15 protein-coding genes and 2 pseudogenes are annotated in these 16,338 nt (G+C 68.8%); 8 read left to right on the top strand and 9 right to left on the bottom strand.

Annotated elements, in window-relative coordinates; all coding sequences use genetic code 11:
- Positions 1 to 24: 24 nt before the first annotated feature.
- On the top strand, positions 25 to 459 hold the full coding sequence (locus MJQ72_RS13735) for a hypothetical protein (protein ID WP_016337460.1): 435 nt from the start codon (positions 25 to 27) through the stop codon (positions 457 to 459).
- On the opposite strand, the gene MJQ72_RS13740 is transcribed toward MJQ72_RS13735, so the two are convergent.
- Positions 456 to 1,055, bottom strand: a complete 600-nt coding sequence (locus MJQ72_RS13740; protein WP_240599545.1) for a TetR/AcrR family transcriptional regulator C-terminal domain-containing protein — start codon at positions 1,053 to 1,055, stop codon at positions 456 to 458. The two genes, MJQ72_RS13735 and MJQ72_RS13740, sit on opposite strands and share 4 nt — an antisense overlap.
- A gap of 58 nt (positions 1,056 to 1,113) precedes the next feature.
- Between MJQ72_RS13740 and MJQ72_RS13745 the strand changes: the two genes are divergently transcribed.
- Positions 1,114 to 1,563 (top strand): hypothetical protein, encoded by a 450-nt coding sequence (locus tag MJQ72_RS13745; RefSeq protein ID WP_240599546.1) that lies wholly within the window; start codon positions 1,114 to 1,116, stop codon positions 1,561 to 1,563.
- On the opposite strand, the gene MJQ72_RS13750 is transcribed toward MJQ72_RS13745, so the two are convergent.
- Complete coding sequence (locus tag MJQ72_RS13750) at positions 1,532 to 2,794, bottom strand: ABC transporter substrate-binding protein (protein WP_240599547.1); 1,263 nt, start codon at positions 2,792 to 2,794, stop codon at positions 1,532 to 1,534. The two genes, MJQ72_RS13745 and MJQ72_RS13750, sit on opposite strands and share 32 nt — an antisense overlap.
- Before the next feature lie 99 nt (positions 2,795 to 2,893).
- On the bottom strand, positions 2,894 to 4,531 hold the full coding sequence (locus MJQ72_RS13755; protein WP_240599548.1) for a long-chain fatty acid--CoA ligase: 1,638 nt from the start codon (positions 4,529 to 4,531) through the stop codon (positions 2,894 to 2,896).
- A gap of 450 nt (positions 4,532 to 4,981) precedes the next feature.
- Between MJQ72_RS13755 and mihF the strand changes: the two genes are divergently transcribed.
- On the top strand, positions 4,982 to 5,293 hold the full coding sequence (mihF, locus tag MJQ72_RS13760) for an integration host factor, actinobacterial type (protein WP_005155963.1): 312 nt from the start codon (positions 4,982 to 4,984) through the stop codon (positions 5,291 to 5,293).
- Between the two features lie 229 nt (positions 5,294 to 5,522).
- Positions 5,523 to 6,662, top strand: a complete 1,140-nt coding sequence (locus tag MJQ72_RS13765; RefSeq protein ID WP_240599549.1) for an isochorismate synthase — start codon at positions 5,523 to 5,525, stop codon at positions 6,660 to 6,662.
- 67 nt (positions 6,663 to 6,729) lie between these two features.
- On the opposite strand, the gene MJQ72_RS13770 is transcribed toward MJQ72_RS13765, so the two are convergent.
- Both MJQ72_RS13770 and MJQ72_RS13775 read right to left on the bottom strand, forming a co-directional pair.
- Entirely contained in the window at positions 6,730 to 7,419 is a 690-nt protein-coding gene (locus MJQ72_RS13770; RefSeq protein ID WP_240599550.1) for a 4'-phosphopantetheinyl transferase superfamily protein, read from the bottom strand.
- Entirely contained in the window at positions 7,416 to 8,756 is a 1,341-nt protein-coding gene (locus MJQ72_RS13775) for a cation:dicarboxylate symporter family transporter (protein WP_240599551.1), read from the bottom strand. Before MJQ72_RS13775 ends, MJQ72_RS13770 begins: the two co-directional genes overlap by 4 nt.
- Before the next feature lie 125 nt (positions 8,757 to 8,881).
- On the opposite strand from MJQ72_RS13775, the gene MJQ72_RS13780 reads away from it, so the two are divergent.
- The gene (locus MJQ72_RS13780) at positions 8,882 to 10,051 is read left to right on the top strand and encodes an acyl-CoA dehydrogenase family protein (RefSeq protein WP_240599552.1); all 1,170 of its coding nucleotides are present in this window, start codon (positions 8,882 to 8,884) and stop codon (positions 10,049 to 10,051) included.
- 70 nt (positions 10,052 to 10,121) lie between these two features.
- Here MJQ72_RS13780 and MJQ72_RS13785 read toward each other — a convergent pair whose 3' ends face one another.
- From MJQ72_RS13785 to MJQ72_RS13800, 4 genes are read right to left on the bottom strand one after another with little or no spacing between them, the layout of a single operon-like run.
- Positions 10,122 to 10,448, bottom strand: a complete 327-nt coding sequence (locus MJQ72_RS13785) for a hypothetical protein (protein WP_005155958.1) — start codon at positions 10,446 to 10,448, stop codon at positions 10,122 to 10,124.
- Positions 10,449 to 10,505: 57 nt separating this feature from the next.
- On the bottom strand, positions 10,506 to 11,147 hold the full coding sequence (locus MJQ72_RS13790; protein WP_240599553.1) for a TetR/AcrR family transcriptional regulator: 642 nt from the start codon (positions 11,145 to 11,147) through the stop codon (positions 10,506 to 10,508).
- Positions 11,138 to 12,688 (bottom strand): ATP-dependent acyl-CoA ligase, encoded by a 1,551-nt coding sequence (locus tag MJQ72_RS13795; protein ID WP_240599554.1) that lies wholly within the window; start codon positions 12,686 to 12,688, stop codon positions 11,138 to 11,140. The genes MJQ72_RS13790 and MJQ72_RS13795 overlap by 10 nt, the downstream gene beginning before the upstream one ends.
- The gene (locus tag MJQ72_RS13800) at positions 12,685 to 13,428 is read right to left on the bottom strand and encodes an enoyl-CoA hydratase/isomerase family protein (protein ID WP_240599555.1); all 744 of its coding nucleotides are present in this window, start codon (positions 13,426 to 13,428) and stop codon (positions 12,685 to 12,687) included. Before MJQ72_RS13800 ends, MJQ72_RS13795 begins: the two co-directional genes overlap by 4 nt.
- Before the next feature lie 47 nt (positions 13,429 to 13,475).
- Between MJQ72_RS13800 and MJQ72_RS13805 the strand changes: the two are divergent.
- The 3 genes and pseudogenes from MJQ72_RS13805 to MJQ72_RS13815 all read left to right on the top strand — a co-directional run bounded on the left by MJQ72_RS13805 (position 13,476) and on the right by MJQ72_RS13815 (position 16,223).
- Positions 13,476 to 15,063, top strand: a pseudogene (locus MJQ72_RS13805) (amidohydrolase).
- A gap of 5 nt (positions 15,064 to 15,068) precedes the next feature.
- The gene (locus MJQ72_RS13810; RefSeq protein WP_007028633.1) at positions 15,069 to 15,518 is read left to right on the top strand and encodes a GNAT family N-acetyltransferase; all 450 of its coding nucleotides are present in this window, start codon (positions 15,069 to 15,071) and stop codon (positions 15,516 to 15,518) included.
- Positions 15,519 to 15,540: 22 nt separating this feature from the next.
- A pseudogene (locus MJQ72_RS13815) lies at positions 15,541 to 16,223 on the top strand (metal-dependent transcriptional regulator).
- Positions 16,224 to 16,338: the final 115 nt, after the last annotated feature.

Raw genomic sequence — 16,338 nt, forward strand, 5'->3', positions numbered from 1 at the left:
CTCGACGAGCGAGGAGGTGGCCCGGTGGGTGCTTCGGCTTGGTCCGTCCGCGGCCGGTTCGACGGCGACCCGGAAGCGGCGCTGGACGCGATGAAGGCGCGGGTCTTCGAGGAGGGCGACTACCTCTGGGAAGAGGACGAACTCGGCCGCCCGGATTCGATCGACGAGCTGTACGAGGTGGAGAGCGTCCAGGAGTCCGGGACTCACTCCGTGCTCGATGTCCACGAGTTCATCAGCGCCACCGGCGAGGACGACTTCGGCACGATCCGGCCCTTGACCGACGCCGAACTCGTCGCCGCCTTCGGCACCGAGGAGCCGTCCGTCGCCGACTTCGACGAACTCGACAAGGCGGGGCGGCTGCCGTACGAGCGCCGTCCGCGCTGGAGCGCGAACTGCGCGCTGCTCTACGAGAACGATGTCGCCGTCGAGTTGGCGATCTGGGGTGTGTCCGGCGACTAGAGCCGGGCCGCGAGCCCGTCCAGGATCACTTCCACACCCAGCTCGAACACGTCCTCGCCGCTCTGCGCCGCGAAAGCCGGGCCCAGCCTGCCCACGTGCGGATAGGCCTCAAGCCGCGCGAGGAATCCTTCGTCCGGCTTCCGCGCGGGAAGCGTTTCGACCGACGCGAGCACGTGCGCGGTGAGCAGCCGCGAAATCCCGGCGGTGTCCTCTTCGGAGAAGCCCGCTTCCAGCAGGATCCGCGCGGTCGTCTCGATGTGGCCCAGCCGGTGCGGGCCGATCGGCGGCCGCTCGCGCAGCAGCGCGGCCGCGTCCCGGTGACGCAGCAGCAGGGCGCGGAACTGCCGGAGCCCGCTGGCGAGCTGATCGCGCCACGGCCGTGAGCGATCGATCTCGAAGGCGTCGGCGCAGATCGCCTCGGCGACGAGATCCAGCAGCTCCGCCTTGTCCTTCACGTGCCAGTACAGCGTCGGCGAGCTGACGCCGAGCTTCGCCGCCAGCCGCCGGGTGGTCAGCTCCGTGAGGCCGGCCTCGTCGAGCAGTGCGACGGCCGCCTCGGTGATCTTGGCGAGGTCGAGCGAGCCTTTGCGTGCCACCAGCGGACTCTATCAGTGATAGATTTGTCTCTATCACTGATAGAGAACGGGGGAAGTGATGCTCTGGACACCGAAGATCCGCCTGGTCACGGTGCTCTGCTCGATCGTCTTCGTGCTCGGGACGGCGCTGCAGAACTACGTGATCATCGATCTGGGCCTGATCGAGGCGAGCATGCGGCTCAAAGGGGCGGACATCGCCGATGCGCCCGCTTATCTGAGCGCGTTGCGGCTGGTGGGGAACGTCTTCATCGCCGGCAACGCGCTGGGACTGCTGGTGTGGTTCCGGTGGCGATGGCTGTTCTGGCCGGTGCTCGCGGTCAACGTCGCCCAAGCCTTCGGCGTGTACGTCGTGCCGTTCGCGGTGCACCGCGCGGCGATCGCCGAACACGGCTGGCCTGGCGTGCTGCCTTCGCTGGTCACCGACGGTGGCGCGGTGATCCTGTCGATCGTGCTGATCGTCGCTTACGTGCGCTCGCTCAGGCGGAAAGGCGACCCAGTTCGGCTTTGACCGCCTCGACGGCGGCTTTGGTCTCGGTGGCCGGGTCGGCGCCGTCGCGGGCGATCCGGCCCAGCGCGTCGACGAGCGCGGTGTTCGCCGCCGGTGTCCACAGTGGACCGGCGGCGCGTCCGTTCTCCTTGACCAGCTTCGCGGCGTCGCCCGCCGCGGTGACCTTGTCGAGCACGCTCAGCCGCGCGGGCAGATGGAAACCGAACTTGGTGGCGAACTCCTGCTGGAAGTCGACGCGCTCCAGCCACAGCCATTTGACGAAGTCCTTGGCGGCGTTGGGGTTCAGGCTCTTGGCGTGCACCATCGCGCTCAACCCGCCGACCGGCACGGACGGCGCGCCCGCCGCGTCGAGCCGGGGGAAGGCCAGGACGCCGAAGTCGTCCTTCAAGGTGTCCTGGATCTTCGGCAGGTTCCACAGCCAGGTCCATTGCATGGCGGTGAGCCCGTCGATGAACGGGAGCGGATCCGGCCAGTCCGTCGCGGCGCCCAGCAGCAGCGAACCGTTGAGCTCGTGGAGTTTCGCGAACGCCGTGGCGGTGCGCGGATCGTCGAAGCCGACGGATTTCCCGTCCTTGACGTAGTCGAGCCCGGCCGACCACAGCAGCGGCCCGGCGAGCGCCGCCGCGCCCCCGTCGTTGCCGGCGAACAGTCCTTTGACGCCGTCCTTGGAGAGTTTCTTGGCGGCGTCGACGAGTTCGTCGAGCGTCCGCGGCGGCTGCACCCCGGCCTCCTGCAGGAAACTCTTGCGGTAGAAGAGAACTTGGGTGTCCAGCGCCTGCGGAATGCCGTAAGTCTTGCCGTCGACGGTCTGCGCCGCGAGCACCGAGGGGTTGAAGTCCCCGCGCACGGGCCCGATGACGTCGTCGAGCGGGACGAGGAGGTTCTGCCGGACGCGCTCGACGGTCACCTGGCCTTCGAAGACGTCCGGGACCGGGCCCGCCTGCAGCGCGGCGTTCAGTTTCGTTTCGTAGTCGTCGGGATTCCACTGCACCGCGACCTTGGACTTCTGGTACGCGGCCGCGTAGCGGGTGACGGCTTCCTGGACGCCCGCCTCGGGATACGGGTGGTACCACTGCGCGAGGTCCACCGGCTTCGGTTTCGGCCTGGTCACCCCGGCGGAGTAGGCGGTCGACGGGGGCGGGTTTCCTGTTTGGACGGTGTTCGACCCGCAGGCGGAGAGCACCGTCGTCCCCGCCAGCGCCAGGAACATCCGCCTGTTTGTCTTGCGCACCAACAAAACCCTTCGCCGAACGCCGTGAAGGCCACCTTCAAGGACAGCGTCCCTCAAGATGGCCTTCACGGAAGGGCAGGCGCGCGGGAGATTAACCCGTTAGAGCTGACTGACGTCGAGCTTGCCTTCGGAGTGGAACGCCCGCAGCCGCTTCTTGTCGAACTTGCCGACACTGGTCTTCGGGACTTCGTCCACAAAGGTCCAATTCTCCGGAAGCTGCCACTTCGCGACCTTGTCGGACAGGAAATCGCGCAGATCTTCGGCCGTGGCGCTCTGGCCCTCCTTGAGCACGACGGCGACCAGCGGGCGCTCGTCCCACTTCTCGTCGGGGATGCCGACCACGGCCGCCTCGGCCACCGCGGGATGCGCCATCACCTGGTTCTCCAGGTCCACCGACGAGATCCACTCGCCGCCGGACTTGATGACGTCCTTCGCGCGGTCGGTCAGCGTCAGGTAGCCGTCGGGGCTGATCTTGCCGACGTCGCCGGTGCGCAGCCAGCCGTCGTGGAACTTCTCCGGGTCGGGTTCGTCACCGGCCTTGCCGCCGTAGTACGAAGCCGCGATCCACGGGCCCTGCACCTCGAGTTCGCCGACGCTTTCGTTGTCCCACGGCAGTTCCTCGCCGTTGTCGCCGATCAGCCTGGCGCTGACGGACGCCGGGAAGCGGCCTTGGGTGTAGCGGTAGTCCCATGCCTTCTCGCCGGTCGCGGAGGCGGGCGGGCGCGCGACGCTGCCCAGCGGCGAGGTCTCGGTCATGCCCCACGCGTGCAGGATCGGCACGCCGTAGCGGTCTTCGAAGGCGTGCATCAGCGACGGCGGCGCCGCCGATCCGCCGACGACGACCTCGCGCAGATGCGAGATGTCCTGCGGGTTCGCGTCGAGGTGGGAGAGCAGGCCCTGCCAGATCGTCGGGACGGCGCCGGCGAAGGTCGGCTTTTCGGCCTCCAGCATCTGGGCGATGGGCGCGGGCTGGAGGAAGCGGTCCGGCATGAGCAGCGAGGCGCCGACCATCATCGCCGCGTACGGCATGCCCCACGCCATCGCGTGGAACATCGGGACGATCGCGAGGGCCTTGTCGTGCTGGGCCAGCCGCATGCTGTCGGACATCGTGACCTGCATCGAGTGCAGCCAGATCGACCGGTGCGAGTACGCGACGCCCTTCGGGTCACCCGTGGTGCCCGAGGTGTAGCACATCGCGGCGGCCGACCGCTCGTCCACTTCGGGCCAGTCGAACGTGTCCGGCTGACCGGCCAGCAGTTCGTCGTAGGAGTGCACCTGGACGCCGTCCGGCGCGGGGAGGGTGGAGGCGTCACCGTTGGCCACGATCACGTGGCGCACGGTCTTCAGCCCGGGCAGCTGCTTGGCCAGCAGCGGGACGAGCGTGCCGTCGACGATGACGACCTGGTCCTCGGCGTGGTTGGCGACGAAGACGAGCTGCTCGGGGAACAGCCGGATGTTCAGCGTGTGCAGCACCGCGCCCATCGCCGGGATGGCCAGGTATGCGGCCATGTGCTCGGCGTTGTTCCACATGAAGGTGCCGACGCGCTGGTCGCCGGTGATCCCGAGGCTCCGGAGGGCGTTGGCCAGGCGAGCGGCGTGCTTGCCGAGCTCGCCGTAGGTCTCCCGGCGGGCTTCTGAACCGGTCCAGGTGATGACTTCGCTCTCGGAGTGCACCGTGGTGCCGTGGCGGAGCAGCCTGCCCAGTGACAGCTGCCCGTCCTGCATCGTGCTCAACATCGCGTACTCCCGTGGTGCTCGTTCTCCGGTGAACTGGGGTTGGGCCGACTCTAATCCGGGAGGGGTGAACCGGTCAGTAACATCGCAGGCAACCGTTCGGTCACAGTGTCGCGCTAACGGGTGTTCCCCGGTTCGGGCCAAGATCATCAATAATTCGTTTTTTTCCTGCCATGAAACGAAAAATGGCTAACAGTGCGAAGTGTCGGCATCGCTCATAAGGGTGATGAACGCCGCTGAATCGCCGCCCGAAGGGTGTGTTTCCGCAGGCTGGGGCGGGTTGCCCGTGGCGTGGTCGAGGGGTAATAAGTGCGTGTCGGTTTCACGGCCGAGGAACGGGTGGCGTTTACTGGAGCCGTGGTACAGAGACGGCTGGCCAGCGCTTGCTCTTGCAAGCATGGTTAAAGGCCGTCGGCCGCGAAAGCGGAGACCTGAGATGAAAGGACTACTACGTTGGCTCTGCCCACGTTGACTCCGGAGCAGCGCGCCGATGCCCTCGCCAAGGCGGCTGAGGCTCGCAAAGCGCGCTCCGAGCTGCTTGCGTCGATCAAGTCCGGCAAGGAGAGCATCGACAAGGTGCTCAAGCAGGCCAAGGAGAACAAGACCATCGGCAAGACGAAGGTCACGCAGCTGCTGAAGGCCGTGCCCGGCCTGGGCGCGGTCAAGGTCGCCGCCCTGCTGGAGCAGGCCGGGATCGACCCGGACCGGCGTGCCGCCGGCCTGGGCGAGCGGCAGCGCGAGGCCCTTCTCGAGGCGCTGAAGTAACGCCGGGCGCGTCTCTCTTGGCCGGAGGCCTCGGATTTGCGGAGGCGGGCCGCCGACATGGCTGGGCGAGTGACAGCCGTTGCCACGGCCCGGCTACGGAAATCCGGCAGCGCGCTGTTGAGAGACACCGCCCAGGTCACGGGCTGTCCGGGGGAAGGTGTTGCCTGAGAGGCTGTTGCCCGGGCAACACTTTCCCCTGGTCTCAGCCGGAGCCTGGGACGCTGGTGGGGTGACGACCAGTACCGCACCGGCCACCCCGGCAGACCTGGCCGCCCGCTACGAGCGGGGCGACTTCCTCCTGGCCACGGCACGGCACGCGCTCCTCGCGAGCGGGGCCGTGGCCACCGCGACCGACACCGAGCCGTCGCGGCTGTCCGGGGCGCTCCCCGGGCTGTTCACCGACTCGGGTGGTTCGATCGCGGTCGGTGTGCTGCCCTTCGACACCGGCTCGACACCGAGCCACCTCGTGCTCCCGCGCGCGGTCCATCGCGCGTCGTCCGACCACGCGGCCGTCCCGCCGCGCACCTCGCTTCCGCGGCCGGTCAAGGTGACTCCCGTGCCGGAACCGGAGGCCCATCTGGCCGCCGTCCGCGCGGCCGTCGCGGCGCTGAGCGACCGTGACCTGCGCAAAGTCGTCCTGGCCCGCGCGCTCGATCTCGACTTCGCCGAGGCCGTCCCGGTCGCCGAAGTCGTCCGGAACCTGGCGAACGGGAACCCCCGGCACACCACGTACGCCGCGCAGCTGCCCGACGGGCGCACACTGGTCGGCGCGACCCCCGAACTCCTGCTCTCCCGCACCGGCGGCGCCGTCCTGTCCCGGCCGCATGCCGGGTCGATGCCCCGGTCGGCGGACCCGGCGATCGACAAGGCCAATGGTGAGGCGTTGCTGGCGTCCGAAAAGGACCACGTCGAACACGCCGTGGTGGTGGAGTCCGTCGTCGAGATCCTGCGGCCCTTCTGCCGCACGCTCGACGTCCGCGGCCCCGAACTCGTCTCGACGCCGGCCATCTGGCATCTGTCGACCACCGTCACCGGTGAGCTGATCGACCAGGACGTCACCGCGCTCGATCTCGCGGCCGCGCTGCATCCGACCCCCGCGATCTGCGGCACGCCGACCGACGCCGCACGCTCGCTCGTCCAGGAGCTGGAGCCGTTCGACCGCGCGTACTACGCGGGCGCCGTCGGCTGGGTCGACGCGGCGGGGGACGGCGAATGGGCCGTCGGGATCCGGTGCGCGGAGATCGCCGACACCGCGATGCGGCTGTACGCCGGCGGCGGGATCGTGCCCGCCTCCGACCCGCAAACCGAACTCGACGAGACCTCGGCGAAGTTCCGCACCCTGCTGGCCGCGATGGGTCTGGAGCTCTGACGCGTTTCGTCCTCTGAATGCGGTACTTGCACGCGCAACTACCGCATTCAGAGGACGAAACGCGGGGTCAGAGGGTCGCGAAGGTTTCGGTGACCGAGATGTCGTCCGAGGTGATCAGCGCGACGGCGGCCCGGTAGCCCTCGGCCGCCTTCAGGTCCGCGAGCCGGGTCCGGGCCGGGTCGAGGGCCTCGTGCGTCGACCGGACCAGCCGCGCCTGCTCGTCGTAGCCGGAGAACGTGATGCTCTGCAGCGGGATCTTGAGGCCCTTCCCGGTGGCCTTCATGACCGCTTCCTTGCGCGTCCAGTAGGTGAAGAACGCCGTCGCGCGCTGCTCGTCGGACAGCCCGGAGATCGCGGCCTGCTCCGCGGGGGTCAGCGCGTACTCCATGAGCGAGTCCTCGGCCCGCCTGGTGGCCGTCTCGACGTCGAGGCCGACCGGTGTCCCCGCGGTGGCCGCGACGCCGATGAGGTCGCCCGAATGCGAGATCGACAGCATCAGCGGCGCGCCGGGGACCTTGGGCCGCCCGTGCGGTTTGCCGCAGTCTTCGCAGGTCGCGTCGAAGCTCACGTCCTCGACGGCCATGCCGAGCCGCTCGGCGGCGACCGTCTTCGCCAGCACCCGGCCGGTCAGGAACCGGCGTTTGTCGATGTCCTGGCGGTAGTTCGCGTACCGGCCCTGCTCGAGCTCGTCGAGCAGGGCCAGGAACCGGGGTTCAGCGGGCAGGGGCTCCGACCAGCGGACCGCGCATTCGATCACGTCTCCTTCTTACCCGATTCCACGGTCGCGTCACTCGCGTTTTCGTCGAGCAAGGTCGCTTCGTCGAACGGCGACTCGCCGTTCAGCGTACGGTCCAGCTGCTCACGGTCGATCTCGTTGGTCCAGGTGCCGATCAGCACGGTCGCGACGGCGTTGCCCGCGAAGTTCGTCAGCGCGCGGGCCTCGGACATGAACCGGTCGATGCCGACGATGAACCCGACGCCGTCGACCAGCTCCGGCCGGTGCGACGACAGCCCGCCCGCCAGCGTCGCGAGCCCGGCGCCGGTGACCCCGGCCGCGCCCTTCGACGCGATGATCATGAACACCAGCAACGAGATCTGCTCGCCGATGGTCAGCGGTTTGTCGAGCGCGTCGGCGATGAAGATGGACGCCATCGTCAGGTAGATCGCGGTGCCGTCGAGGTTGAACGAGTACCCGGTGGGCACGGTGATGCCGACGACCGGTTTGGAGACGCCGGCGTGCTCCATCTTCGCGATCAGGCGCGGCAGCGCGGACTCCGACGACGACGTCGACAGGATCAGCAGGAACTCGCGGCCGAGGTAGCGCAGCAGTTTGAAGATGTTGACCCTGGCGAACAGGCCGATGATCAGCCCGAGCACCACGAACACGAACAGCGCGCAGGTGATGTAGAAGCCGAGCATGATCACCGCGAGGCTCTGCAGCGCCTTCCAGCCGGTCTCGCCGACGACGGCGGCGATCGCGCCGAACGCGCCGACCGGGGCCGCCCACATGATCATCGCCAGGATCCGGAACACGAGCCGCTGGATGTGCTCGATGCCGCGGCGGATCGGCTCGCCTTTCGTGCCCAGCTTCTGCAGCGCGAACCCGGCGAGCAGGGCGACCAGCAGCGTCTGCAGCACCTCGCCCTCGGTGAACGCCGACACCAGCGTTTTCGGGATGATCCCGAGCAGGAACTCGACGGTGCCCTCGCTCTTGGCGATCTGGTCCTGGCCCTTTTCGGCGATCTCGGGCGTCAGGTGCAGGCCGGTGCCGGGCTGCAGGATGTTGCCGACGACCAGGCCGATGACCAGCGCGACGGTCGACATGATGAGGAAGTAGCCGATCGCGAGCCCGCCGACGCGGCCGACCTTCGCCGCCTTCGCCACCGAGCCGACGCCGAGCGCGATCGTGCAGAAGATGATCGGCGAGATCATCATCTTGATCAGGTTCACGAACCCGGTCCCGAGCGGCTTCAGTTCCTTGCCGACGGCGGGGAACAGGATCCCGACCGCGATGCCGAGCGCCACCGCCACGATGACGGCTATGTAGAGGTAGTGGGTGCGATCCCGCTTCGCCGCGGGTGCTGCCGTGCTCATGGGTGCCCTTCGACGAGACGGGGACAGGTTGCGAAAACTTATGACAACTCCTCGGCTGACGACAACCGAAGCGGTACGCTGACTAAGCGAGCGCTTAGTCACTGTCGAACAGGAGCGGGCTGACCATGGATTTCTCTCTGAGCGTCGAGGAACGCGAGGTGCGCGACTGGGTCCGCACGTTCGTCCAGCGCGACCTCATGCCGCGTGAGCAGGAGGTGCTGCGCCGCGAACGCGCCGGTCAGCCCGGCCTGACCACCGACGAGCTGCGCGAGCTGCAGCTGAAGGCCAAGGAGTCCGGGTTCTGGGGTGTGCAGACGCCGGAGGAATACGGCGGCATGGGCCTGTCCGCGGTGATGACCGCGCTGCTGGAGGCCGAACTCGGCCGCACGTTCGTGCCGTTCCGCTTCGGCGGCGCCGCCGACAACATCCTGTACTACGCCAACGACGAGCAGAAGGAGCGCTACCTGCTCCCGACGATCTCGGGCGAGCGCAAGTCGTGCTTCGCGATCACCGAACCCGGCGCGGGTTCGGACGCCAAGGCCATCCGGACCTCCGCCCGCAAGGACGGCACCGACTGGGTCATCAACGGCGAGAAGACCTTCATCACCGGCGGCAACGAGGCCGATTTCGTGATGGTCTTCGCGATCACCGATCCCGAGAAGGGCGCGAACGGCGGCGTCACCTGCTTCCTCGTCGACCGTGACGCGGGCTGGAAGTCCGAATACATCGACACCATGGGCGAATGGGGCCCGGCGGCACTGGTCTTCGAGGACGTCCGCGTGCCGGAGACGCAGATCCTCGGCGAGCTCGGCCACGGGTTCGACCTGGCCATGCAGTGGATCGGGGCGGGCCGGTACCTGCTGCCCGCGCGCGCCATCGGCTCCTGCGAACGGCTGATCTCGATGGCCATCGAGCACGCCAACACGCGGGAGACGTTCGGGCAGAAGATCGCCGAGCGCCAGGCCATCCAGTGGATGATCGCGGATTCCGGCACCGAGCTGGAGGCGCTGCGCTGGCTGGTGCTGCACGCCGCCTGGCAGGTCGACCAGAAGCTGGACTCGCGGCACGCGCAGTCGATGGCGAAGCTGTACGGCGGGGTGAAGGCGAACGAGATCGTCGACCGCGTCCTGCAGATCCACGGCGGGATGGGCTACACGCGGGAACTGCCGGTCGAGCGGTGGTACCGCGAGCTGCGGCTGCTGCGGATCTACGAGGGCACCGACGAGATCCAGCGCCGGACCATCGCGCGGAACCTGCTCAAGGGGCACGTCAAGGTCGGCGGCACGCTGGGCTGACGGTCGCCCTTGCCATGAAGGCCTCCTTCCCCGCGGTCAAGGCAGGGAAGGAGGCCTTCACGGACTTTGTCTAGTCTTCCTTCTGGTTCCGCATCGCGATCGGGACCCCGGCCAGGTCCTCCTCGTTGCAGAGAAGCTTCACGTCGTAGTAGGGCGAACCCTTGCGGTCGTCATAGTCGAGATGGACGGCCAGCACATCGACCGGTTCCCCGAGCCACTCCTGAGCCTGGCGTAGCCATGTCGCGCACCGTTCGAGGGCCGTGGGCAGGTCGTCGTCGCGGAAGCCCACCGGGCGGTAGGGGACGTCCTGCACCTGATCACGGGGGTTCGAAGGCACCGGCAACGCCGGCGAGAGACCCGAGTCGTCCAGTTCGAGTTGGATCGTTTGCTCAGTCACCCTTCGAGCGTCCCCCAGAGAAGCCGTCTGAGCAAGGCGTACAGACCTAAGTCGCCGCTAAACGGGCACTCGCCACACTCCCGAGACCACTTCACGGCAGTTTTGCAACGCCGTGACGTCCAGCTGCCGTTCGCAGGCGAGCGCCCGCAGCGCCAGCTCCGCGTAATGGGAGGCCAGCTGATCGAGGGTGAGCGGCCCCTGCGGCGAATACCAGCGCGCGACCCCGCTGCACATCTCCACCAGCGCGAGCCGGGTGACCGAAGGCTGGCCGGTGTGGAAGACGCCGGCCGCGACACCGTCTTCGATGGCGTCCGCCCACAGCTTTTCGTAGGCGTCGCGCAGGCCCACCACTTCGGCCCTGGCGCCCGGGGTGAGCGCGTGGACCTCGTTGTCCACCACGCGGGTGTCATCCGGTTGGATGGCGTGCGCGAGCACGTGCAGCGCCACCAGGGATCCGAGCCGTGACACGGGATCCGACAGCCCGGCGGTCGCCAGCTCGGCCGCGTCGAGCAGGCGCCGCAGCGACTCGTTCATGATGGCGACCAGCAGATCCTCTTTGGTGCCCATGTAGTGGTACAGGCTGGCCGACGACAGCTCCGCCTCCTGCGCCAGATCCCGGATGCCGGTGCCGTGGAACCCCTTGGCGGCGAACAGTTTCACCGCCGCCTGGCGGACTCTCTCCCGGGTGCTCAGAGCCATGACTCCGTGGTCCTGTCCCAGGAACCGGCGCGGAGGTCTTCCGCCTTCTTGAGCTCACCCTTCGCGACCCGTTCCGACGGTGTCATCGGCAGTTCCGCCTCGATGGCCCAGAACCGGGGAACCTTGAAGTAGGCGAGTTTCGCCGAACAGAACTCCGCCAGCTCGGCCGGTTCGCACCGGTGCCCCTCGTTCTCGTCGAGGACTATGTACGCCTTGACCTCTTCGCCGCGGATGTCGTCCGGCACCGCGATGACGGCGGCGAGCTTGACCGCGGGATGCAGCTGCAGCGCCCGCTCGACCTCGTCGGCGGAGATGTTCTCACCGCTGCGGCGGATCATGTCCTTGGTACGGCCCACGTAGTACACGCGGCCTTCGCCGTCCATTGTGGCCAGATCGCCGGTGTGGAACCAGCCGCCGTCGAAAGCGCGCCTGGTCGCTTCGGGGTCGTCGTGGTAGCCGTGCATCAGGCCGACCCCGCGGATCAGCAGCTCGCCGGTTTCCCCGCGCGGCAGCGGTTTCCCGTCCGCGTCAGCGATCATCACCTCACGGGTCGGCGCCGGCCTGCCGAGGCAGCCGGTGCCGACGGTCTCCTCGTGATCCGCCGGGTACATCCGGATGTCGCCGCCGGTCTCGGTCATGCCGAAGGCCTCGAACCACGGCGTGCCCCAGCGTGCTTCGAGCGCGGCGTGCAGGTCGCGCGGGATGGCCGAAGCGCAGATCGCGCGGACCTGATGTGCCTTGTCGAGCTCGCTTTCCGGCTGGCGCAGCAGAAGGGTGGGCATCAGGCCGAGGCAGTAGAACCAGGTGACCCCGTGTTCGCGGATCTTCTCCCAGAACGTCGACGGGTGGAAGCGGTCGAGCACCACCAGGGTCGCGCCGCCCGCGAGTCCCAGTGCCACGTTCCACTGTGGATCGATGTAGTGGAACGGTTGCGCGGTCAGGACGACGTCGTCCGCGCCGACCGCGGGGAAGTCCGTGGCCAGGCTGATCGCCAGTGTCGTCCAATACCTGTTCGGCAACACGCAGCCCTTGGGCGCGCCCGTGGTGCCCGAGGTGTACTGGATGTTGACCGGGCGTTCGCCTTCGGACCAGAAGGTCATCCAGGCGCCGTCCTGGGGTGCCACGAGTTCGCCGGGCGTGAGCACGCGTTCCAGCGAGGTCTCCGGCGCGATCTTGTTCAGCAGCTCCAGGAATTCTTCGGCGGCGACGGCGAACCTGGCGCCGGAATGCCGCAGCACGTGCGCGCCGTCGAACTCGCGGTATCCGGTGTTGACCGGGACGAGCACCCCGCCGATCTTGGCCAAGGCCAGCCACAGCAACGGGAATTCGGGCTGGTTGCGCAGCATCACCGCGACCCGGTCGCCCGGTGCCACGCCGAGGTCGAGCAGCGCGCGGGCGTACTCAGTGCTGCGCGCGTCGACGTCGGCGAAGGTGAAGCTTTCCCCGGTGGAGTCGAAGACCCACGCCGTCTTGTCCGGCCAGAGCGCGGCGGCCCTCGTGGTCAGGCCCACGAGGGTGTCGATCCCGGCGAGCGAGGTCATGCCCGGCTCCGGAAGGCCTCGGACGAAGCGGCGACCTCGGCCGAGTGCTCGGTGATCAGCGCGTGGCTGACCTCGAGTTCGAGCGCGGCGTCGAGCGAGCTGTCGATGCCGGAATCGAGGGCGCGTTTGGCCATCGTGGCCGCGGCGGCCGGATGCGCGGCGATCTTGGCCGCCCACACGAGCGCGGTGTCCATCAGGTCGTCGGCGGGCGCGGTGGCGTTGACCAGGCCGAGTTCGTACGCCTCGGCGCCGCTCACGCGTTCGCCCAGCAGCAGGAGTTCCTTGGCCTTCAGCGGGCCGACCAGCAGCGGCAGCAACCGCGACGCCGCGCCGGTGACGCTCAGGCCCAGGGAGACCTCGGGGAAGGCGAACACGGCGTCTTCGGCGGCGAGGATCAGGTCGCAGCCCATCGCGAACTCCGCGCCCGCGCCGATCGCGTAGCCGTGGACCGCGGCGATGACGGGCTGGCGGAGGCCGCGAAGGCGGCGTGTCACGTCCTGTAGCCGGTCGAGCCGCGGGCGTGAATCACCCTCCGGGGTGGGCTCCTTGAGGTCGTGGCCGGCGCAGAAAGCGCGCCCCCGGCCGGCGAGCACGACGGCGCGCGCGTCCGATTTGGCGGCCGCGTCGAGCGCCTCCAGCAGGTCGTCGACCAGTTCGGCGACCACCGCGTTGAGCCGTTCGGGGCGGTTCAGCCAGATAACCGCGATTCCGTCGTCGAGTGCGTAGTCCACGGTGCTCATGACGCCGAGCCTAGACGACCGATCGATCGATCGATAGGGTTGAATCCATGCGGGTCGACACGGTCTACGAGAACGCCCGGTTCCTCACTGGGACGGGGGAATCCGTAGCGCTTGCCGCGCTGAACGGACGAATCGTCGCGTTAGGCCACGATGCGGCCGCGCTTTCCGCAAAGCGCCGGGTGGATCTGGGCGGCTCGGTGGTAGTGCCCGGATTCCACGACGCGCACAACCACATGGCCTGGTTCGGCATGGCACTCGACGATGTCGCCCTCTCGGATTGCCGCAGCGTCGACGAGGTGTACGACGCTGTCGCGCGGCGCGCGGCCGAAACACCGCCGGGCGGCTGGATCATCGGCAGCGGCTACGACCAGAACAAACTCGTGGGCGGTCATCCGACGCGACAGGGTCTCGACCGCGCCGCTCCCGGGCACCTCGTGCGGCTCAAGCACACGTCCGGGCATATGACCGTGGTCAACTCCGCGGTGCTGGAGCGGCTGGACCTGGGCGAGGTGCCCGTCGGCGGCGACGTCGTCCGCGACGAGGACGGTTCGCCGACCGGGCTGCTGCGTGAACAGGCCCAGCTCATGCTGCGGCCGCTGACCTATCCGACGCCGGTCGAGCGGGTCGTCCGGGGGCTGGACAGGGCGAGCGAGCGGTACCTGGCCGAAGGGATCACGAGCGTCCAGGAGGCCGGGATCGGCGGGGTCTCGTGGGGAGACCCCCGCCGAGCTCGCCGCGTACCAGCTGGCGCGCGAACGCGGGGTGCTGCGGGTGCGGAGCACGGTGATGGTCGCGGCGAGTGTGCTCCACGACCTCGACGCGGGTGCCGGCTTCGGTCTGGACCTGGGGATGCGCACCGGCTTCGGCGACGAATGGCTGCGGATCGGCGCGATGAAGCTGTTCGCCGACGGCTCGCTGATCGGCCGCACCTGCGCCATGCACGAGCCGTTCGCCGGCGAAACGGACAACGTCGGCTACTTCCAGGTGCCCGAGGACGAGATCGCGCGGACGATCGCCGCCGCGCACAAGGCGGGCTGGCAGGTCGCGACGCACGCCATCGGCGACCGCGCGATCACCGTCGTCCTCGACGCCTACGAAGCCGCGTTGAAGGCGGATCCGCGTCGCGACCACCGGCACCGCATCGAGCACTGCGCGGTGCTGCGGCCCGAGGAACTGAAGCGGCTGGCGTCGCTGGGGCTGATCGCGTCGCCGCAGGGCCGGTTCGTCAACGAGATCGGCGACGGCATGCGGGCCGCGCTCGGCCCCGAACGCGAACCGTGGTGCTACCGGCTCAAGAGCCTCCTCGACGCGGGCTGCGTGCTCCCCGCCAGCTCGGACCGCCCGGTCGTCGAGGGGGCGCCGCTGCTCGCGCTGGCCGACATGGTGCGGCGGAAGACCGCGTCCGGGGTCGTGCTGGGTCCCGATGAGCGGCTCACCCCCGCCGAAGCCCTGCGCGCGTACACGTATGGATCCGCGTACGCCGCTTTCGCCGAGAAGGACCTGGGCACACTGGAGATCGGCAAGCTCGCGGACTTCGCCGTCCTCTCGGCCGACCCGACCGACGAGTCCACTTTGGATTCGATCCACGTCGTCGCCACCGCCGTCGGCGGCGACATCGTCTACGAACGGAGCTGAGACCCATGCCGGTGCGGGACGCGGTCGCGGACGACATCGAGGAGATCTGCGCGCTCATCGAGGAGCACGCGGTCTACGAGGACAAACACGACCTGAAGCTCGACAGGCAGGAGATGGCCGGGTTCCTCTTCGGGCCCGATCCGAAGGCCTGGGTGCTGCTGGCCACCCCGCCGGGTGAGCCGGGCAAGGTCGCGGGCTTCGCGTTCTGCAGCTGGAACTTCTCCACCTGGGAGGCCCGGCCCGGGATCTGGCTCGACGACCTCTTCGTGCGCCCGGAGCACCGCCGTTTCGGCCTCGGGCGGGAGCTGCTCGACGAGCTGAGCGCGCGGACGCCCGGCCGGGTCGAATGGGACATGCAGGAGGGCAACGAGAAGGGTGAGGCGTTCTACGCCCAGCTCGGCGCCGACCCCGTCCCCGGCTGGATCCGGTACCGCTGGCGGCCGCACGCCGGGTGAGCCAAGCCGTAAACTCGAACGCATGGGTGAAGGGGCAAGTCGCAGGTCGTCGTCCGTGGAGGACTACGTCCGGGTGATCTACGGGCTGGTGGAGCGCGGCGAGGCCGTCACCAACACGTCGCTGGCCGGACGGCTGGAGGTCAGTCCGTCGTCGGCGTCCGGCATGGTCACCAAACTGTCCCAGCTGGGGCTGGTCGCGCACGTGCCGTACCGCGGGATCGAGCTGACCACCGACGGCAGGCTGCTGGCCCGCTCGGTGCTCCGCCGTCATCGGCTGATCGAGACCTACCTGGTGTCCGAGCTCGGCTACACCTGGGACGAGGTGCACGCCGAGGCCGACGCGCTCGAACACGCGGTGTCGGACAGGCTCGTGGAGCGGATCGCCGCGAAGCTCGGCAACCCGGTACGCGACCCGCACGGCGACCCCATCCCCGCCCCGACGGCAGTGTCGAGGAGATGCCGATGCGCATCCTCGACGATCTCCCGCCCGGCGCGGTCGGCGAGATCGTCCGCGTCTGGGACACCGATCCGGAACTCCTGCGCTACCTGACCGAGCATTCGATCGGCCTCGGCGAGCGGATCGAGGTCGTGGAGCGTCAGCCGTTCGGCGGCCCGATGGTGGTCAAGGTCGGCTCGCCGCCGGACGCGGCGACACACGCGATCGGCAAGGAGATCGCGCAGGCGCTGTCGGTCGCGCTACGCTGAGCTTCGTGTCCACTGTGGACGCGTTTCGGCCGGGTGGTGCGGTGGGAATTTTCCCTACGTCCCTGCATAGTTACGTCACCCGCCTGCCACGCGGAAAGGTGATCTAAGGCCCTTC

The organism is Amycolatopsis sp. EV170708-02-1 (genome assembly GCF_022479115.1).
Classification (GTDB): domain Bacteria; phylum Actinomycetota; class Actinomycetes; order Mycobacteriales; family Pseudonocardiaceae; genus Amycolatopsis.